A 20,575-nucleotide genomic window follows, 5' to 3' on the forward strand; every position below is an offset into this window, starting at 1 on the left:
ATACCGTTTAGATTCCTTCAAAGAATTCTATTGTCTTGCTTTCTTCTGTTAAAGTAACGATGGCTTTTTTCCAGTCGTTTTTCTTGCCAACACTAGCGCCCATTCTCTTTTTCTTTCCAAGCATGTTCATAGTGTTTACGCTATCTACTTTAACTCCGAATATTTTTTCCACTGCATTTTTTATTTCTGTCTTATTTGATTTCTTATCTACCACAAAAGTGTACTTTTTGTCAGCCATGTTGTCCATGCTGGCTTCTGTAACTATTGGTCTGATTATAATATCGTGTGGATCGCGCATTATGCGTACACCTCCTCCACTTTATTAACTGCATCCTTTGTTATTATGAAAGAATCACAGTTTAATATGTCATAAACATTGATTGTATTAACATAAGCTGTCTTAACACCTTCGATGTTAGCAGCTGCTCTTAATACAGCCTCATCTCTTTCAGGTAAAACTATCAATGTCTTTTTACTTGCTTTAAGGTTAGTCAAAACCTTAACCATTTCTTTTGTTTTTGGCTGTTCCAGCACAATTCTGTCAACAACGATCATTTCCTGATCCTGAACTTTAGAAGTTAATGCTGATTTAAGAGCCAATCTCTTAACTTTTTTAGGAATTTTGTAGCTGTAATCTCTTGGTTTTGGAGCAAATACAACTCCGCCGCCCTTCCACTGAGGTGCTCTGATACTTCCTTGTCTTGCACGGCCAGTACCTTTTTGTCTCCATGGCTTTCTTCCGCCGCCACGAACTTCGCCTCTCAGCTTAGCTGATTGAGTTCCTTGTCTTTGATTAGCCAAATAATTTTTTACAGCTTCATACATTACATGAGTGTTTACTTCTACACCAAATATGTCATCGCTTAATTGGATGTCACCTACTTGGCTGCCTGTTATATCATAAAGAGCTACTTTTGGCATCTTTAATCCTCCTTTCCCTGCAATTATTACTTAGATTTTCTAACTGCTTCTCTTATTTTTACTAAACCTTTTTTAGGTCCTGGTATTGCACCTTTTAAAAGTAATGCGTTTCTTTCAACGTCTACTTTAACTACTTCAAGGTTTAATACTGTTACTTTTTCATTTCCCATATGTCCGTGATGTTTAGTTCCCTTTACTACTCTTCCAACACCTGCAGAAGCTCCCAAAGAACCTCTTAATCTGTGGAATTTTGAACCGTGGCTTGCATCACCTGTATGGTGTCCATGTCTTTTAATACTTCCCTGGAATCCCTTACCTTTAGAAATACCAGAAACGTCAACTTTTTCACCAGCCTGGAAAATGTCAACTCCGATTTTCTGACCAACTTCGTAGTCATCGATGTTGTCTACTCTGAACTCTCTCAAAAATCTCTTAGGTTCTGCTTTTGATTTATCAAAATGACCTTTGATAGGTTTAGTAACATTTTTCAGTTTTACATCACCAAATCCAACCTGAATTGCGTTGTAACCGTCTTTTTCAACAGTTTTCTTCTGAACAACAACCATGTCGCTGGATTCAACAACTGTAACCGGAACAACATCACCCAGTTCAGTAAATACTTGAGTCATTCCGACTTTTTTACCAAGAATTGCTTTCATCTTTACACCTCCTATTTTCTTACAGCGGATTGCCTTTTCGGCAATCATTCTAAGCAGAGTTGCTTTTTGCTTTATTTTTCTCTACTTGCTTTTACAATTTGATTTCAATGTCCACTCCAGCTGGCAGATTCAATTTCATCAACGAATCAACAGTCTTAGGAGTAGGATTTGTTATGTCAATCAATCTTTTGTGTGTTCTTTGTTCAAACTGCTCTCTGGAATCTTTGTACTTGTGAACTGCTCTAAGTATTGTGATTATCTGTTTTTCTGTCGGCAGCGGAATAGGACCTGCTACTGTTGCACCAGTACTTTTAGCTGTTTCCACGATTTTTTGTGCAGATTGATCAATTAATTGATGATCATAAGCTTTTAACCTAATTCTTATTTTCTGTGCGTTTGCCATTTTTTTACCTCCTTCTTCGTATGTCATCCATACAACTCGGAATTGCTCGATACACCCTACCGGGTGTTTCTTATTTTTTTAAAAAAGCAATACCGGTCGCCCTGTTTTCTAAACAGGACATACTCTGCAGAAATTACCTGAAACGTTGTATTTCAGCAACCTTCTGCGTCATCGCATGTGGCAAGCTTTATAATAATAAACCATAATTTATCATAAATCAAGTGTTTTTTTCATTTTTTTTCAAATATTTCAGATGTTTAATATTTGTTACGTTCCGTTAACAAAGCTTGTGTTTTCCCTGACATTATTAGCTGATTTTTGATTGATTTTAAGCTGATTTCTAAAATTACTGAAATTTAATAATTAAAATCAGGAACTTTTTCAATTATACCATATTCGTATTTAATTTGTACACACTTTTATATAATATCATATTATATAAAAACGGTGAGTGCATTTTCAGACGCCATTACCATCAAGGAGATGCCAGACGCTGCAGGAGAAAAAAACACCACCCGAAATTATTTGGATGGTGTTTTGACTATTCCATATTTAATTGTTAAAGTGATTTGCTTTCCTGTATTCTTTTAGCATTGATTTCTTTCCAAAGCTCCACATCAACACCTTTCCAAGAAAGCTTGTCAGGATCATAGTAAGGATCCCTGCCTGCTTTCATTTGTTCAACATAGTCTTTGTACAAAGCGATACATTTTGGGAATAATAAGATAACAATTAACATATTAACCCATGTAGTTGTACCAAGAGCAAGGTCTGAAAGGTTCCAAGCTGTACCGGATTCAATGATACCCCAGCAGAATACTAATACAGGCATACCAAATTGCATAGATTTTGTTATGGCTTTACGAATTTTTTGTTGTTCCGGTTTTTGGAACAAGTACAGAGCTGCTGTTTCTGCTTCATAGTAGTAACTGATTAAACATGTGAAAGAGAATAATAACAACATAACTGCTATAAAGATATTTCCTAATCCACCAAGAACAGTACTTGCGGCCGCTTGAACGAATACAACACCACCAGTAACACCTGCAGCTACACCGCTGCCATTGTAGCCGCTTGCTGTATTGAAAGTATCTGTTAAAAGAATCAAAAGACCTGAGCATGAACATACGATAACTGTATCTAACCATACACCTGCAGCATTTGATAATCCTTGTTTTACAGGATGGCTGGTTTCAGCAGCAGCTGCTGTTGGTGTAGACTCACCCATACCTGATGCAGATGAGAACGTACCTCTCTTAACACCTTGCTGAATTGCAGTACCAATACTAGCTCCAAATACAGCGTTCAATCCAAATGCTGAAGTAACAACATTAGAAATCAATGCAGGGACTTTTGTAATATTTAACACTACTACTATAATAGTAACCGCCATGTAAACAACGGTCATAAAAGGAACTATCATAGAAGCTACGGAGCTTATACGTTTAATACCGCCAAAGACTGTTATAAACAATAATATTGCAATAATAGCAGAAGTAACTGCCATTGGAACACCTGTTGCTTCACGGAATGCATCTGAAATTGTGTACGTAGCAGCTGCCGGCATAAATACAGCACAAGCAACACCAAAGACTACAGCCATAAATGTACCATATGCTTTCCAGCCAAGCCCACGCTCTGCACAGTAAGCACCGCCGCCACGATATGCTCCGTCAACACGGATTTTATAAAGCTGACCAAGTGTACACTCAGCAAAGCAAACTGCAGAGTTAGTCATACCTATAAGTATCATCCAAAACATTGCACCGGGACCACCCATATAAATTGCAACGGCAACACCTGCTATATTGCCTGTACCAATACGCATAGCCATTGTAGTACAAAAAGATGCAAACGAAGAAATACCTGATGCGGAATCACCTTTTTCTATGATACGGCTCCACATATCTTTAAAACGAACAAATTGGAAAAAACCTAATCTTACTGTAAAATAAATACCGGTACCAGCAATAAGTACAAGCATACCAACGCCCCAAATGTAGCCATTGGCCCAATTAACAAAACTGTTTAAAACATTTAACATAGTTCCCTCCTAAAATTTGATAAGGTTTTCACACAATTTATATTACTTGCCTTGCCTGTTCTTATAAGACTGTCAATTTATGTTATAATATGATTCCTGTGTTTCAAAATTTACAAATCCTATTAATTATGGCTAGTTTATAATATAAATCAAATATAAATAAAGCAATTACTGTGCCAACTCTTATTTTTTCTTTCATAAACTGCAAAGTATTAGTAAATTCAACATAATAAAATGCTTGTTATTTTATATGCGAATTTTTGTATAAATTTTTTTAAAATAATGTACAAAAATCATAACATTTAATGTAAGATTTTTGTACACATGTACTAAAATTCATAAGTTTTTAAACATGGCTTTTTACAGAATTTTAAAAAAACAGCTTTCGCAAGAAAGCTGTTTTATCATTTAATTCTTAATTCTTCACTCTTAATTATTAATTACTTAATAATAGAAGTAACAACTCCAGATCCAACTGTTCTTCCGCCTTCACGAATAGCGAATCTCAAACCTTCTTCGATTGCTATTGGGTGAATAAGTTCAACTATAAATCTTGAGTTATCTCCAGGCATACACATTTCTACGCCTTCTTCAAGGTCGATTTGTCCTGTGATGTCTGTTGTTCTGAAATAGAACTGTGGTCTGTATCCGTTAAAGAATGGAGTGTGTCTTCCACCTTCTTCTTTAGTCAATACGTATACTTCTGCATTGAATTTTGTGTGTGGTGTGATTGAACCTGGTTTTGCAAGAACCTGGCCTCTCTGGATTTCATTTCTCTGAACTCCTCTTAAAAGAGCTCCGATGTTGTCTCCAGCCTGTGCCTGATCAAGCAACTTCTTGAACATTTCAACACCTGTACAAGTAGTTTCAGTTGGTTCTTCATTCAATCCAACGATCTGAATCTTATCCTGAACCTTCAATACTCCTCTTTCAACTCTTCCTGTTGCAACTGTTCCTCTTCCTGTAATAGAGAATACATCTTCTACAGGCATCAAGAATGGTTTGTCAATGTCTCTTTCTGGTGTTGGTACCCATTCGTCAACTGCTGCCATCAATTCAAGTATTTTATCTCCCCAAGGTCCCATTGGATCTTCAAGAGCTTTTAATGCTGAACCTTTTACTATTGGAGTGTTGTCTCCGTCGAATTCATATTCTGAAAGAAGTTCTCTTACTTCCATTTCAACCAATTCGATTAATTCCGGATCGTCTACCATGTCTTCTTTGTTCAAGAAAACAACTAACTTAGGAACGCCAACCTGTCTTGAAAGAAGGATGTGCTCTCTTGTCTGTGGCATAGGACCATCAGCTGCTGATACAACTATGATACCGCCGTCCATCTGAGCTGCTCCAGTGATCATGTTCTTAACATAGTCAGCATGGCCTGGGCAGTCAACGTGTGCGTAGTGTCTGTTAGGAGTTTCATATTCAACGTGTGCTGTTGAAATTGTGATTCCTCTTTCTCTTTCTTCTGGAGCTTTGTCTATGTTTTCAAATGCTACAGCTTCTCCAGTACCATATCTTTCATGCAATGTCTTTGTAATTGCTGCTGTTAAAGTAGTCTTACCGTGGTCAACGTGGCCGATTGTACCAATGTTAACGTGTGGTTTCGTTCTTTCATATTTCTGCTTTGCCATTTTATTCCTCCCGAGTTATAATTTTTTTAAAATAAGATTTGGAGCCTACGAGCAGACTCGAACTGCCGACCTCTACATTACCAATGTAGTGCTCTACCGCCTGAGCTACATAGGCATTACGTCACTTCTTTGTTAGCAAAATTTATTATACCAACAAAGTAAAAATAAATCAATAGTAAAAATCGCAGAATAGCAATTTTATAGAACATTTTGGGCAGGTGGTACTGGTCTCATACACAAATTTATAAACTACGTTCTTATACAATATAGAACTCATTACATTTGAATATATGCAATGTTTGAGTCATGGCATAATAAAAGGGCTTACGCCCTCAATTAATCATATACATTTTTTCTTTATTGTTGCAGATTTTTCTTTTCACTCTTTGCAGTGCATTGTCTATGGATTTAATGCTCTTGTTCAGAACTAAAGATATTTCCTCGTAGCTCTTTCCTTCTTCATATTCCGTAAGCACTTCTATTTCAAATCTGCTTAAAATTTTCTTTGCCTGCTCATAATATAAGTTTTTTTCTTCTTCATTAATATAAACAATTTCCGGATTAAGATTTTCTGAACTGAAATAATAATCAAAAACCTTAGAATCGTTTTCCGAATCGATATAATCATACAGAGAAATACCCTTAACCATATGAGTGCTTGTTTTCCTAATGGCAGAAATAACCTGTCTTCTTACGCACACTTCAGCATATGTCTTGAACTTCGCTCCAAATTTTCCATCATAGCTATTAACTGCCTTAATGAGACCAATCATTGCTTCCTGGAACAAATCATCTTTCCCGCCGCCTATAATGAAGAAAGAACTGGTTATTCTCTTGACTACATATGTATACCTTTTATACAAACATTCTTCGGCATATTTATCTCCGTCATTTCTTTTTTCTACCAGCTCTTCATCGGAAAAATTATCATAGTCATCAAAGTTATAAATATAATTGTCAAATAAAACAACCGGTATCATACTGTCCTCCGCAAAATTCTTTCAAATATATGGAAATTATATCTACAATTACATTTAATGTCAACACCTTACATGCTTCTTCTGAGCTTTTCCAATTTTTCCAAAGTTTCAGAGTCTAAAACAAGGTCAATATTTGTTCCTTTTTGTCGAGGTTTCTCGGTTTTTGTTCTTATATCTTTTTTAGTGTTTTCAATTTCCAATATCATTTCATGAGCAGAAATTCTTGTTCCGCCCCTGGAAATGACTATTTGCTGAATTGCGCTATCAGATGTTGCTACCTGAACTCTTTCATATCTTCCTATTTTGTCAAGCTGCTTTTCAATGTAGCTGTCTGCAGTTTCGTGTTCCTTTGTGTAAACAACTTCAACGCCTGCATACCTTTCCGTTTTTTCAAGACTTCCCTTAACAAGATGCGCGTCAAAAACCACAATAACCTTCAGTCCTGTGTATGCCTGGTATTCTATTAAAAGTTCAATAAGTTTGTTTCTGCTGTTTGCAATGTTTTTTACATCCTTGTAATATTGCCACTGATTAATAATGTTGTACCCGTCAATAAACAGGTATTCTTTTTTAGTCCTTGGCATTTTACATGTTCCTTTGCTTCATCACTTCATAAATTATTATGGAAGCAGCACAGGATGCATTCAATGAGTTGATTTTTCCCTTCATAGGAATCTTTACAAGTGTGTCACATTTTTCCTTTACAAGCCTGCCTATTCCTGAGCCTTCATTTCCTATGACAAGTCCAACAGGAACATCAAATTTTTCATCACCAACATTGTTCCCTGCCATGTCGGCTCCGTAAATCCACAGTCCCTTTTTTTGAAGTTCTTCAATTGCATTCACAATGTTTGTGACTCTTGCAACAGGAAGAAACTCAACAGCTCCTGCAGAAGATTTTGCAACAACTCCGTTTACCTGTGCAGCCCTTCTTTTGGGAATGATTACTCCGTGTGCTCCCAAACATTCCGCTGTACGGATTATTGCTCCGAGATTGTGAACGTCAGTTATTTCATCAAGAATTATAACAAAAGGTTTTTCGCCTTTTTGTTTTGCAAAATCAAGTATATCATCAATATCCTTATATTCATATTCCATGGCTTCTGCTATGATTCCCTGGTGTCTTTTGTTTTCGCTCAATCTGTCCAAAAGTGCCTTATCCACATTTTTGACAAGTATGTTCTTTTCCTTGGCAAGTTCAAGTATTTTGTTCATGGAACCCTGGGCAGCTTCTCTGCTTATTAATATTGTATCTATCTGGGTATCGCTTCTAAGCGCTTCCATTACCGGGTTTTTACCCTCAATTATTCTCATGTTCTTCATCCTTTTCAATTATTTCAATAATCTTTTCAAAAAGCTCCATCAACCTGTCCAGTTCATCATTTAAATACAAGTACCCCACCAATGCTTCAAAACCTGTGGCATATCTGTAATCCATAAGCTCTGCATTTTTAGGGGATGATGTTACTTTGGCGTTTCTTCCTCTTTTTACAATTGTTTTTTCCTCATCTGTAAGTTCATTGTCAAGCTTACTTACAATATAAGCCTGAGCCTTTGCCTTTACAAATTTAACGGTGAGGCGGTGCATTTTATTTACATTAATGTCGTTGTTTTTTATGATGTAACTTCTCACCAGCATCTCATAAACAGCATCACCTGCATAAGCTAGTTGTGCAGGTGAATACATAGTCGTATTTTTTGATGATTTTTTGCTTGCTGATACAAGCATTTCTTTTTCAAATTCTAATTTATTTTCTTCCAATTTACACCCTGTCTTGTATCTTCCAGCACTATTCCTTTTTCCAGAAGTTCTGCTCTAATGGAATCTGCCAGCTGATAGTCTTTATTTTTCTTGGCGTCCTGTCTTTTTTGAATCATTTCTTCAATGTAATCGGCAAGTTCGTCATGTATTTCGATTGTTTCTTCCTTCAAAAGATCAAGAGATAAAACTTTTTCAAAATCAGCAACAAGTTCTAATTTCTGGCTGCTGTTTAATTCGTCAGTCTTGAGCATATCAAACAAAACAGTAATGGCATTTGCAGTGTTTAAATCATCTTCAAGGCATTTTTTGAATGCTTCCTTGTATCTGACAGCTGCCTGTTCATTTGCTCCCTTGTCGTCTAAATTGTCTTTTATTGACTTTACTCTGCTTTTTAATTTTGTGTATGCATTTTCAGCTGAAGCAAGTGAATCAAAAGAAAATGCAAGCTGTTTTCTGTAATGGGAGTTAAGAACAAAGTATCTGTAAGACAAAGGATTGAATCCCTTTTTCTCTATGAGGGACAGCGTCAGAAACTCTCCGCTTGATTTGCTCATCTTTCCGTCATTATCAATTAAAAATTCACCATGCCACCAGTATTTGACCCAATCTTTTCCTGTGTAGCTTTCAGTTTGAGCTATTTCATTTGTGTGGTGAACAGGTATATGGTCTACTCCCCCGCAGTGAATATCCATTTGTTCTCCAAGATTAACGAGGCTTATTACCGAGCATTCAATATGCCAGCCCGGATAACCTACACCCCATGGGGAATCCCATTTCATTGCCTGGTTTTCAAACTTTGATTTTGTGAACCACAAAACAAAATCCTGAGGATTTTTCTTGTGAACATCAACATCCACATCTTCTCTGGAAGCAGTTCTGAGCTGTTCCAGGTCCATGCCGGAAAGTTTTGTGTAGTTCGTAACCTTTGTTATGTCAAAATACACATTTCCATTTGCAATGTATGTGAATCCCTTTTTTTCCAGCCCTTTTATAAATTCAATGTATTGATCTATATAATCAGTTGCTTTTGCTACAACATCCGCTTTCTTGATGTTAAGCTTTTCTATGTCTCTAAAAAAAGCATCCGTATAGTGCTGTGCAATTTCCCATACAGTCTTGTTTTCCCTTTTTGCGCCCTTGAGCATTTTATCTTCGCCGTCATCGGCATCAGACTCCAAATGTCCAACATCTGTAATGTTCATGACTCTTTTAACAGGGTAACCTATGTATCTCAATGTTTTTTCAAGCACGTCCTCATGTATGTACATCCTTAAATTGCCCAGATGAGCATAATTATATACAGTTGGTCCGCATGTGTACATTTTTACCGAATTTTCATCTATAGGTTTAAAATCTTCGATTGATCTTGATAGTGTATTATAAAGTTTCATAAGAAATATCTCCCCTCGTGACTTTAAAATCATTATATAATACAGTTTGTTGACTATCAAGTTATTTTTTCACGAACAATTTTTTAATGTAATTAAACTGTAATGGTTTATTTTGTCGATAAATGTTATAATTTTCATACATTGACAGCAATATTAAAATCATTCAAAAAGGGGGTTAAAAATGAAAAAAATATTACTACTTGCTTCAATTATCCTTGCATTGTCAATGCCTGAGGCTCTAGGCGATGAAATAGGCTACACGAACATCTCAAACATTGCCCTGTACAAAAGCGATAATTATACATCAAACGTTGTTGACACATTGAAAATTAACAGCAGGATTTCCATTGTTAAGGAAAGCAAAGACTGGTACAATGTAAAAACCCAAGACGGAAAAACAGGCTGGATTGAAAAATACTTCGTTACTGTTCCAGCTGATAAATATGTTAAGAACAACACAGAACACATGATCAACATAAGGACAGCCCCTACCACAACTTCAAAACAAGTGGGACAGCTTTCCCCGGGAGAAAAGGCAAAATATATAGATACATACCACAGCTGGCACATAATCGAATACAAGGGTACAGAATATTACATAGCAAGCTGGCTTACAGATATTGAATATGATGAATCTGAAAATGTATATTTTCTTTATGACAACATCAACATCAGGGACACTGACAGTGTCAGCGGAAATGTTGTTGCTCAAGGAAACAAATATGACAGTTTTGAAGTATGTGGAGAAAAAAGTGGCTGGCTTAAATTAAAACTTCCTGACGGGCAGTCGGGATACGTTGCAGCTTGGCTTACCTCATACAACATGAACTATTATTCTGAAGGAACCGTGTCTTACAAAAAAACAACCGATGATCTTAATATCAGGACAGGCCCTTCAACAAAAGACAAAAAAGTACTTTCAATAAAAAAAGGTTCATCCGTTACAGTTGTTGATACAGAAAACGGGTGGGACAAAATTGTTGATAAAAAAGGAAACGTGGGCTGGTGCAACAATTCTTATTTAAAGGAAGTTCTACCATTGTCCGGCAAAAAAATACTTCTTGATCCCGGACACGGCGGCAAAGACCCGGGCAGTATAAGCTTCACCGGAAAGTTTGAAAAATATGTGAACATGGATGTTGCGCTTATGCTTAAAGAAAAGCTTGAAAATCTCGGAGCAACTGTTTATCTTACAAGAAATGGTGACACATACATAAAAAATTCAGAAAGAGGACGAATGGCAGACAAACTTGGATGCGACATACTGCTTTCCATACACCACAACTCACTTAACAACAGCGATTATTTTGGTTTGTCAACTTACTACAACACAAAGAATTTTAAAGATAAGAAGTATGGATACAATTTAGCTGAATCGATTTATTTAAATGCCGTGACGGTAAACGGTGTATATAGAGACGGTATACTTGACAGAAACTACGAGGTCCTAAGGGAAACAAAGACACCGGCAGCCTTAATAGAAATAGGATTCATGTCTAATCCAAAAGAAGAAATGAACATTCATAACTCAAGCTTTCAAAATATAGTTGTTGAAAAAATAGCAGCCGGAATAACAGACTATTTCAATAATTAAAAGCGACTCACATTGCGTAGGGGCTGGTTACTGCCCGCCCGGGGTTATTAATTCAGAAATTTATATCTGCGGGAGAGCACAAGGCTCTACCCTACAACTCGCTATTCTTAATTCACTGCAAAATGTCAAATTAATCGAGGCGTAGGGGCGGACCTTGTGTCCGCCCGGGGTTATTAATCTAGTAACTGCGGGAGGACACGAGGTCCTCCCCTACAATCCGCGATTCCAAATTCAACGCATACTGTAAAATATATTGACTAAAAAAACTAAATCAGGGCTTGCGCCCTGATTTTTCATTTAACTCTTAATTCTTCATTATTTAACTACTAATTACAGAAATATTTCTGCGAAAATTTCCGATATTATGTCTTCTTTTACTGCCAGGGACAATATTTTGTTTCTCTTTACAAATGCAGGAACATTCCTGGTGAACGGAAGAGGCTTTTCAATAAACTTCTTTGCAGTAAGCTCCATAAATTCCTTGGCTGAATAAATTTTATATCTTTCAATATCATATTTTTCAGCTATTCTTTCCGTGAGACGAAGCAATATGTCCTGATAATCGTTCTTTCCCTTCATATCAAGGATGGCTTCAACCCTTGGAAGTATTTTTTCAAAAAGCATTCTTTCATCATAAACATCTTCAAAACCCAACATCATTCCTATATTTTCAATCTTTTCCTTATGCTGCAACAAAAAATCCACCAACACTTGAATGAAATGACCTTCATATGGAGTGCAGTAGTATCTGTATCCTCTAAGGCGTTTAAAAACCTTCATGGTGTCGTAATATCCAAGCTTAATAAGTTCTTCTGCCTTTTCCCTGTTGAAATCAAGTGAGCCGAGCATTCCGCCCAGACCTACGGCAGGCTGTATGTAGATGATATTTAAGTCCTTAGTTTTTACCTTTTTTACAATTCCTATTGCCATTGTTCTTACGGCAATTATGTTTTTGAATCCTTTTTTTGCAAGAAGACCTATTGGAAGATTGTCATAAAATCCACCGTCCAGATATTTCTTGCCGTCCATCTCTTCCATCCTGAAAGCAGGTAGATTTGCACTTGCCAAGAGAAAATCAACAAGTTTGCCTTCAGGTATATCTTCTTTATAAAGTTCAAGAGGCTTTTTGTCTGTCATGTTGACTGTTACAATTCCAAAGTCGATGTTTGACTTTCTGATTTTATCCTCATCAACATATGTATCAAAGAGCTCCCTCATTTTTGTTGTATCAAGTCCGCGGTTGTTTAAAATTTCCTTTGACTGGTGGATTAGATAGGAAAAATTTATTTCCTGCAGATTGAAATTTTTAATATTATCTATTGCCTTCTCGTCAATATCAAACAGTTCATGGGAATTTACATTGTACCACACTTTTTCTAAAAGCTCATAATCCCCCTGAACCATCAGTGCTCCATTTATTGCTCCTATTGAAGTTCCTGCAATTCCACCTATTTCTACGCCAAGCTCCATAAGAGCCTTGTATGCTCCCACATGGTAGGAACCTTTTGCGCCTCCGCCTTCTAAAACCAATCCATACATAGCTTTCTCCTACTCGATAGACAACAGTTTTACAGAACTTACACCTTTTATTGATTTCATTTCTGTTATGATATCATCAATTGACTTGCTAATGTCAGAAATGTCTAATGACACATTCACCGAAGCCTTGCCGTTAATTGGAATGCTTTGGTTTATTGTTAGTATATTTGCATTTTCTGATGACATGTAATTCAATACATTTGAAAGAACACCCTTCTCATGTCTTAACATCATGGAAATAACTGCTTTTCTTCCGATTGAATTCTCAGAAGGAGAAAAAACATAATCTTTGTACTTATAATAAGTGCTTCTGCTTATTCCAACCTTTTTTACTGCTTCGCTGATTCCCTTTACATTGCCGTTATTAATCAGGTTACGTGCTTCAATAACCTTCTCATATACATCCGGCAATATTTTCTTGCTTACAATTAAATACTTCTTTAACATAAATCCACCTCTTTATTTAAAATAATTTTTAATCATCATATTTGTTCTACAGTAACTCCATATTTGTCTGCTTCTAGATACTTGACAATCCAATTATGTTCTAGATTCATTATACTCACTTTTATTCTGTTTGTAAATTCAGGATTTTGAATTATGTTCATCAAAGTAGGCCCCGAACCGCTTATAAAAAACGCATCTGATTTATTTTCAATACAAATTTTTTTCACTTCATCATATTGATGAATTAGTGTCTTTCTGTATTTTTGGTGAAGTTTGTCCTTGAGGGATACACTTATTACTTCAAAGTTTCCTTCCTCCATGGCTTTTAACAGCACTGCTGTTCTTGAAATATTAAAAACCGCATCCTTGAAAGTCACATCCTGAGGCAGAAGTTTTCTTGCTTCGCATGTTGAAGTTTCAAAGTCAGGTATGAGTGCGCAAAATTTAAGTTTTTCGCTTAAGTTGTACTTCATGCAGTAAGTCTTGTCATCCTCCACTATTGAGGCAGTTAGTCCACCGTAAACAGCAGGAGCGATGTTGTCGGGATGTCCTTCAATTTTTACTGCAATTCTAAAGAGTTCATCCTTTGACAACCCTCCATGAAGAAGCTCATTGGCTCCATATACTCCTCCCACTATACAGGCTGAGCTGCTTCCAAGTCCTCTTGAAACAGGAATTTCAGTGTTCATGGAAATTTTAAGACCTTTTACTTCTTTTCCCATTTCCTTTGCAGCAATTACAAATGATTTATAAATCAAATTGTCTTCATTATTATATTCATCAGGGCAGCCTTCTATAATAAGCCCTAGTTCTGTTTCTTCAAAATTGTAAACATTGTACATGTTAAGAGCAAGCCCCAAAGTGTCAAAGCCCGGCCCTATATTTGCTGTAGTTGCAGGTACAGTAACTCTTACCATTTTCATCTCCTATTTCATTGCAATTTTTCTCACGTAGATTTCCATTTCATCTTTTTCACACACTTCTTTGTGAATCACTTTCTTTTCCTTTAATCCTTTTAGGTTTTCAGGTATTTTCACTCCTGTTTTTTCAGAAAGCTCCTGCATTATTTCAAACTCGTCGCTGTTTGTTTCATTGTAAAGTGATTCATACACACTTTTTGAAAACTTGTACGGACTTGCAGTGGACAAAACAATGCTCATTGTATTATCATTTGTTTCATTTTTGTATGTTTCCAGCGCCTTATATGCAACAGCTGTGTGGGTATCAAGAAGATATCCGTATTTTTCGAATACACTTTTTATTGTTTCTTCAGTTTCATTCTTGAAAACGCAATTAGCGTAAAATTCCTCACTGATGACTTTTTTCATTTCATCACTTACTTCGTACTTTCCAGCAGTATTAAGCTGTTCCATTAGATTTTTTATAGTATTGTTGTCCTTGCCACTTACATAGTACAAAAGCCTTTCTAGGTTGCTTGAAACAAGAATGTCCATGGATGGAGAAATGGTTTTGTGGAATTCTCTGTTTTTGTCATAAATTCCCGTCCTAATGAAATCATATAGCACGTTGTTTTCATTTGATCCGCAAATTAGTTTATTTACAGGAAGTCCAAGATTCTTGGCATAATAGCCTGCCAGAATGTTTCCGAAATTTCCTGTGGGAACTGCGAAATTAACCTTGTCCCCTATTTTAATACTATTTGATTCTACAAGCTTCATGTAGGCATAAAAATAATATACGATTTGCGGAACAAGTCTGCCTATGTTTATTGAATTTGCCGATGAAAACATTTCATTTCTTTTTTCAAGCTCATCTCTTAAATTTTCATTTGCAAATATGTTCTTAACGCCTGTCTGGGCATCATCAAAATTTCCTTTTATTGCACAAACATATGTGTTTGTTCCTTCCTGTGTGGCCATCTGTGCTTTTTGAACCTGGCTGACCCCACCGTCAGGATAAAACACAATTATTTTTGTACCCTTTACATCCTTGAATCCTTCAAGAGCTGCTTTTCCTGTGTCTCCCGATGTTGCTGTAAGAATTATTACCTCACCCTTCAGATCGTTCATATCATATGCTGTTGTCAAAAGGTGCGGCAATATGGACAAAGCAACATCCTTGAATGCTGATGTAGGTCCGTGGAAAAGCTCTGATACATATGAATCTCCAACCTTAACAACAGGAGTTATTTCGTCAGTGCTGAACTTGCCTGTATATGCATTCTTGACGCATTGTTTTATTTTGTCTTTTGGAAAATCATCAAGCATAATACTTAAGATCTCTTCTGCAATTTCTGTGTAGCTCTTGCCTTGAAGTCGTTCTATGTCAATATTTTTATCTTCAATATTCCTCATTACGTACAAGCCGCCGTCGTCTGCTATTCCCTTCAGTACCGCTTTTGACGCTGTTGAAACAAGACTTGAGTTTCTAGTGCTTTCATAACTTTGAAACATTTTATCCTCCGTGTACTTTGATATAATACTATATGATATACTGTTCTCAAAATTATTACAAGTGTTTTTTTAAATAAAACAATTCGTAAGCATAATATTTTGAACATCATTGCAATTTCCTGATTTTGCTATGCAAGTAATAGTCTTTGTGATAAAATGTAACTCATAAAATAAAATTATTTAAAAATTACATAAACAATAAGGAGCAGCCATGAAATATATAAGTATACTTGGTTCCACCGGTTCCATAGGAACCCAGACTCTTGATGTTGTCCGCGAACATGATGATGAGCTGAAGGTGTGCGCAATTACAGGCAATAACAACATAGAACTTTTAAGAGAACAAATAATTGAATTTTCACCAATGCTTTGCTGCGTAATGAACGAAGAAAAAGCATCTGCCTTAAAAAACATTCTTCCATCCAACGTGAAGACAGAAATAATGTCTGGAATGGACGGATTAATTGCAGCGGCAGAATATGAAAAGAGTGAAATAATAGTAACTGCCGTATCAGGAATGATAGGTCTTAAGCCAACAGTTGCAGCAATAAAAAAAGGAAAAACCATAGCCCTGGCAAACAAGGAAACATTAGTAACAGGCGGAGATTACATAATGAACCTTGCAAGACAATATCATGCTCCAATACTTCCCGTTGACAGCGAACACAGTGCAATTTTCCAAAGCCTCATGGCAAATGACAAAAAATCCATAAATAAAATAGTCCTTACAGCTTCCGGAGGACCATTCAGGGGGAAAAACACTGATTTTTTAAAAAATGTCAAGGTTGAAGATGCACTAAAGCATCCTAACTGGTCAATGGGTAAAAAAATCACCATAGACTCAGCAACGCTTATGAACAAAGGACTTGAAGTTATTGAAGCAAAGTTTTTATTCGACGTGGAACCTGAACAAATTGAAGTTGTGGTACACCCTCAGAGCATAATACATTCGGGTGTTGAGTTCTGTGATCATTCAACCATTGCTCAGCTTGGACTTCCGGACATGAGAGTACCAATACAGTTTGCTTTGTTTTATCCAAAACGTTTAAATAACAGCTACAAGAGCCTTTCTCTTTCTGAAATCGGCAATCTGACATTTGAAAAGCCTGACATGGAAGTTTTCAAATGCTTAAGGCTTGCCTTTGACTCACTTAGAGAAGGAGGAACCATGCCGGCTGTGCTGAATGCATCAAACGAAGTATGCGTCAGCTTGTTTTTGGATAAAAAAATAAGCTTCCTTGAAATAGGAGACTTAAACGAAAAAATTATGAACATGCACAAAAAAGAAAAAATAGAATCAATAGAAACAATCCTCAGTGCCGAGGAATGGACTAAACGAACAATAAACTCCTTGTTGAAAAATTAGAATGAACCATTCGGAAGCTGAGAGTTTGTTATAATACTTTAAACTTATTGGGATGATAAATCATCCCCATAAGTCATAATATGAATCAATAAATAATAACAGCCTCTCTTGTTGAATTTATCCAATAAACCTTAGTATTAAGGTTTTCAGCTGCAAATCTTAATGGTACGTATGTGCGTCCGTTGACAATGGTAGGAGCCACATCAATGTAGTACCTGTTGCCGTTAACCAGAATTTCATTTTTATCAATCCACATAACAACCGTGTTACCCTGCGCAGTCAATGTGATCTTTTGACTGCTTCCTTCCCAGCTTACAGTCCCGTCAAGTGCTTCCACAACTGCTCTGATGGGAACCATGGAACGTGACGAAATTATCATAGGGGTGGTGCCTCTTCCCGGGTCAATTTCCTCCCATTCACCATTTACGTCATGTTTGGATTATCTATCTGCAGCATTATAAAGCTGTTTTCTGCTAATTCAAAAATACTGCTGTCATTTGTTTCAGCATAATATTTATTTTTAACACCCGTTATATCATCCTGTTCATTTAAATCATTCACCGGTGTCGGTGCCGCGGAGACATCGTTAAATTTGAAGCTTCCGTCCCATTCTCCGTAATCACCTGATTCTACACCGTTTCTTAATGTCCCTCTGTATGAACTTTGTCCTGGAAGTATTGTAATGCTGATTGTCTTTGTCTCGCCTACTTTTAAAATTCCTGCATGAACAGCTGCTGCTGAAATATCTGAATCATCCGTATAAACATCGGTACCCCACACATCACCTTCTGTATCTCCTGTTACTATGAGATTTATTACAGTACCATGCATTCCCTGATATTCTACAAGATACAAGTCTTCTTCACGGGTTGTGGTTCCTATACCTTCTGTTAAACCTTGTTCAGAAAGCGGCAGACTTACGTCGGTAAATTTAAAACTGCCATCAAATTCAATATAATCTTCTGAACGAACTCCGTTCCTCCAGCTGCCTTCATAGCTAGATTGACCGGGCAAAATTGTTACCCTCACTGTCTTGGTTTCACCACATTTTACTATTCCTGCATGGACAGCTGCTGTGGAAACATCAGAATCATCAGTATAAATTCCGTTGCCCCAGACTGATCCATCCAGTCTTCCAGTAACAGTTATATTTAAAGTTTGATTTACCCGGCTTCTATAGTATGTCAGATCTAAACCATTACCATTTAATGCGCCATTGTCAACGGCTGGTGGTTGAGTGTTTGCATCAGTCGGTTTCGTTGTAGTTGTTTGAGAGGAATTATTGTTTTCTTTTTCTACTGCAACAACTTCAATTTCATTGCTCACTGCCAGCAATACATTGTTGTTGTCATAGATTCTGAAATGATATTTTCCTGCTTTTCCTGGAGTTGTAACAAGAAAATCACTGTTTACCTTACCTGCGATGTTTTTCCATTGCTCAGGATTTTTAATGAAGCTATCTGTTGAATACAAGCCTATGGTTGCGTTGATTTGATTAGGTGCATTTTGATATTTAACATATATATCAGGAACTGACCCATATTCACGCGGTCCAGGAACAATTTCTATCGGTCCCTGTGTCATATCTGAAAATGTTGGCCTTACACCTTCAGGATTCAAATCAAATATTAAATTCAATATTTTGTTCTTGTCTTCATTGCTTCCCCACATGAAGAAACCCATCAGCGGTGATCCATTATTCCAATCATATCCCACATCCATGTTTCTGATGAAATATGTCATGGTATTTTTAAAAGGTGGAAAACTGAGTGATCCACCAGAACCTGATACTCTTCTTAATTCCTGTATACCAGGCTCTCCGATCAATGTAAGCTTCATTAGCGTCAGCGTGTTCTTGAATGGAGCAAATTCCTGGTCATTGGTATTTGTACATGTTGCAAAATTTCCCATTTCCTGATTAATTGTATCAAAAGATCCTAGACGGAACAGTCCGCCTGTCTGCATTGAACTGAGCGGCGGATTTAAAAGAGTCATCCATTCATTAAGGTCAATGTTAAACACTTTTTTAACAGCATAGTTTATGGCATCCTGCTTTGCAGCCTTATAATCCTGTTCAACAGAATTCGGTACGATTTCCATTATGAAATCAGAAACACTGCCTAAATCATTTTTTACACTGACTGCCACATCAGGATAACCAAGCATGCTCAAAAAGTGCTCATCATACCATTTTTTCAGCTCATCCTTGTACTGCTCCATGCCGTATCCATCAATAACCATTGTCTGAGCAGCCCTTTCATTGGCATCTATCCACGCGCCAAGACCCCTATCTATATCTTCAATCCACGCTTCACAATATGCTTTTTGTGCAGCTTGCAGAGAAATGCCCCAAACAAACTGATCCCATGCATTTCCGTTTTTGTTGTTATTTATTGTTTGGATTCTGCTTGCACAGGCATCACGGATTGCAAAGAATAGTTCCATGTGAGGAGGCACACACTCAGTATCTCCGAAAAATTGAGCCATCCTGCTGTCCAGTGCAATGTTGTGCATATTTAATTCTCCGTCAACCAACATTGTATCAAACAAAAATCTTTGCGGCACCTTGATTAAATTATATTGTCTAGTCTTATACTTTGAAGGAATCTTTGAATCAATGTATGATTCTAATACTGAATGGCGCTTTATTATGTTTTTTTCTTCTGCATTGATTCCATCAACTACATTTGGCCATGGTTTTTCAGCCCATTTATTGATGTAGCTGTGCCCGAAATAATCTCCGGCTGCATGTGCCATAAAACCAAGGACATAAGCTTTTGCCTGTTGTTTATTGTTCATCCTCAAAAAATCATTTGCAGGATCATTTTCATCTTTTGGTGGAATAACATCAATTTGAACGGTTGAACTTATATAGTTGCTCATAGACTGCTGCATTTGAGATGGAACATAATCCGGCAGCTCATTAGCCAAGTGCCAAAACGTATTAATCATGTCTCCCGGTGTTTGATATGTGTTGCCGGGATGAAATATGGTCTGACCGATTAAAATATCCGGCATAAGATCCGGCCCTAGTGCACCAGCTCTGTAATATTCCGGATACTGCCTGAGTATTTCTGCATATTCAGGCAACACTTCAAATTCACCATAAGGTTTTATTTCAACAAATCCATCACTTACATCCTCTAAAATTAAATTTGCAGAGTATACATGTGTTTTTACTTTCCATGCATATGCCTGTGACACATTCAGTGAATACAGAATAATAAGAAGCGTTATAACTTTAATAATAGATTTTTTGCTCATTTTTACCCCCTTACCTATTTTCAAATTTGTGAATCACTTTTAATATCATTAACATTATTTTATGTTCAATAGCATTAAAAGTATATTCATTAAGTCTAATTGAGACACAAAAACAGACCTAGGTAATTCTAATTAGGTCTGTTTCATTTTTTCTTGA

At 36.7% G+C, this 20,575-nt stretch carries 19 protein-coding genes and 1 tRNA gene; 2 read left to right on the forward strand and 18 right to left on the reverse strand.

The window, feature by feature from the left end:
• Positions 1 to 7: 7 nt before the first annotated feature.
• The 12 genes from rplW to cysS all read right to left on the reverse strand — a co-directional run bounded on the left by rplW (position 8) and on the right by cysS (position 9,794).
• Entirely contained in the window at positions 8 to 298 is a 291-nt protein-coding gene (rplW, locus tag LY60_RS16575; protein ID WP_019229600.1) for a 50S ribosomal protein L23, read from the reverse strand.
• Positions 298 to 921 carry a 50S ribosomal protein L4 gene (gene rplD / locus LY60_RS16580; RefSeq protein ID WP_019229601.1) on the reverse strand — a complete coding sequence of 208 codons (624 nt, stop codon included), beginning with the start codon at positions 919 to 921 and terminating at the stop codon, positions 298 to 300. Before rplD ends, rplW begins: the two co-directional genes overlap by 1 nt.
• Before the next feature lie 26 nt (positions 922 to 947).
• Positions 948 to 1,580 carry a 50S ribosomal protein L3 gene (gene rplC / locus LY60_RS16585; RefSeq protein ID WP_019229602.1) on the reverse strand — a complete coding sequence of 211 codons (633 nt, stop codon included), beginning with the start codon at positions 1,578 to 1,580 and terminating at the stop codon, positions 948 to 950.
• Between the two features lie 91 nt (positions 1,581 to 1,671).
• Positions 1,672 to 1,983 carry a 30S ribosomal protein S10 gene (gene rpsJ, locus LY60_RS16590; protein ID WP_019229603.1) on the reverse strand — a complete coding sequence of 104 codons (312 nt, stop codon included), beginning with the start codon at positions 1,981 to 1,983 and terminating at the stop codon, positions 1,672 to 1,674.
• A gap of 559 nt (positions 1,984 to 2,542) precedes the next feature.
• Positions 2,543 to 3,967 (reverse strand): alanine/glycine:cation symporter family protein, encoded by a 1,425-nt coding sequence (locus LY60_RS16595; protein ID WP_246145545.1) that lies wholly within the window; start codon positions 3,965 to 3,967, stop codon positions 2,543 to 2,545.
• Positions 3,968 to 4,467: 500 nt separating this feature from the next.
• Positions 4,468 to 5,661 carry an elongation factor Tu gene (gene tuf / locus LY60_RS16600; RefSeq protein ID WP_145086496.1) on the reverse strand — a complete coding sequence of 398 codons (1,194 nt, stop codon included), beginning with the start codon at positions 5,659 to 5,661 and terminating at the stop codon, positions 4,468 to 4,470.
• 39 nt (positions 5,662 to 5,700) lie between these two features.
• Positions 5,701 to 5,776: transfer RNA gene (locus tag LY60_RS16605), tRNA-Thr, on the reverse strand.
• Between the two features lie 217 nt (positions 5,777 to 5,993).
• Complete coding sequence (locus tag LY60_RS16610; RefSeq protein WP_145086499.1) at positions 5,994 to 6,641, reverse strand: sigma-70 family RNA polymerase sigma factor; 648 nt, start codon at positions 6,639 to 6,641, stop codon at positions 5,994 to 5,996.
• 68 nt (positions 6,642 to 6,709) lie between these two features.
• The gene (locus LY60_RS16615; protein ID WP_145086503.1) at positions 6,710 to 7,225 is read right to left on the reverse strand and encodes an NYN domain-containing protein; all 516 of its coding nucleotides are present in this window, start codon (positions 7,223 to 7,225) and stop codon (positions 6,710 to 6,712) included.
• 1 nt (position 7,226) lies between these two features.
• Positions 7,227 to 7,955 carry a 23S rRNA (guanosine(2251)-2'-O)-methyltransferase RlmB gene (gene rlmB / locus LY60_RS16620; protein ID WP_170226281.1) on the reverse strand — a complete coding sequence of 243 codons (729 nt, stop codon included), beginning with the start codon at positions 7,953 to 7,955 and terminating at the stop codon, positions 7,227 to 7,229.
• On the reverse strand, positions 7,942 to 8,403 hold the full coding sequence (locus LY60_RS16625; protein ID WP_246145555.1) for a Mini-ribonuclease 3: 462 nt from the start codon (positions 8,401 to 8,403) through the stop codon (positions 7,942 to 7,944). The genes rlmB and LY60_RS16625 overlap by 14 nt, the downstream gene beginning before the upstream one ends.
• Positions 8,385 to 9,794: a cysteine--tRNA ligase gene (cysS, locus tag LY60_RS16630; protein WP_145086506.1), complete on the reverse strand. Its 1,410-nt coding sequence runs from the start codon at positions 9,792 to 9,794 to the stop codon at positions 8,385 to 8,387. Before cysS ends, LY60_RS16625 begins: the two co-directional genes overlap by 19 nt.
• 181 nt (positions 9,795 to 9,975) lie before the next feature.
• Here cysS and LY60_RS16635 point away from each other — a divergent pair, with 181 nt between their 5' ends.
• Positions 9,976 to 11,388, forward strand: coding sequence for an N-acetylmuramoyl-L-alanine amidase family protein (locus LY60_RS16635; protein WP_145086509.1), 1,413 nt, complete (start codon positions 9,976 to 9,978; stop codon positions 11,386 to 11,388).
• Positions 11,389 to 11,718: 330 nt separating this feature from the next.
• Here the strand turns inward: LY60_RS16635 and LY60_RS16640 are convergent, their stop codons facing one another.
• From LY60_RS16640 to thrC, 4 genes are read right to left on the reverse strand one after another with little or no spacing between them, the layout of a single operon-like run.
• Positions 11,719 to 12,927: a patatin-like phospholipase family protein gene (locus LY60_RS16640; RefSeq protein WP_145086512.1), complete on the reverse strand. Its 1,209-nt coding sequence runs from the start codon at positions 12,925 to 12,927 to the stop codon at positions 11,719 to 11,721.
• Positions 12,928 to 12,936: 9 nt separating this feature from the next.
• A complete protein-coding gene (locus LY60_RS16645; protein WP_145086515.1) occupies positions 12,937 to 13,374 on the reverse strand; it encodes an ACT domain-containing protein in 438 nt (145 codons plus the stop codon).
• Positions 13,375 to 13,409: 35 nt separating this feature from the next.
• Entirely contained in the window at positions 13,410 to 14,291 is an 882-nt protein-coding gene (thrB, locus tag LY60_RS16650) for a homoserine kinase (protein ID WP_145086518.1), read from the reverse strand.
• 9 nt (positions 14,292 to 14,300) lie between these two features.
• The gene (thrC, locus tag LY60_RS16655; RefSeq protein ID WP_145086520.1) at positions 14,301 to 15,788 is read right to left on the reverse strand and encodes a threonine synthase; all 1,488 of its coding nucleotides are present in this window, start codon (positions 15,786 to 15,788) and stop codon (positions 14,301 to 14,303) included.
• Between the two features lie 211 nt (positions 15,789 to 15,999).
• Here thrC and LY60_RS16660 point away from each other — a divergent pair, with 211 nt between their 5' ends.
• Entirely contained in the window at positions 16,000 to 17,154 is a 1,155-nt protein-coding gene (locus tag LY60_RS16660) for a 1-deoxy-D-xylulose-5-phosphate reductoisomerase (protein ID WP_145086524.1), read from the forward strand.
• An 85-nt stretch (positions 17,155 to 17,239) separates the two neighbouring features.
• Here LY60_RS16660 and LY60_RS16665 read toward each other — a convergent pair whose 3' ends face one another.
• Positions 17,240 to 17,533, reverse strand: a complete 294-nt coding sequence (locus LY60_RS16665) for a copper amine oxidase N-terminal domain-containing protein (RefSeq protein WP_145086527.1) — start codon at positions 17,531 to 17,533, stop codon at positions 17,240 to 17,242.
• 44 nt (positions 17,534 to 17,577) lie between these two features.
• Positions 17,578 to 20,418, reverse strand: a complete 2,841-nt coding sequence (locus tag LY60_RS16670) for an LCCL domain-containing protein (protein WP_145086530.1) — start codon at positions 20,416 to 20,418, stop codon at positions 17,578 to 17,580.
• Between the last annotated feature and the right edge of the window lie 157 nt (positions 20,419 to 20,575).

Origin of the sequence: Sedimentibacter saalensis, assembly GCF_007830175.1 — a bacterium.
In the GTDB taxonomy this organism is placed as follows: Bacteria; Bacillota; Clostridia; order Tissierellales; family Sedimentibacteraceae; genus Sedimentibacter; species Sedimentibacter saalensis.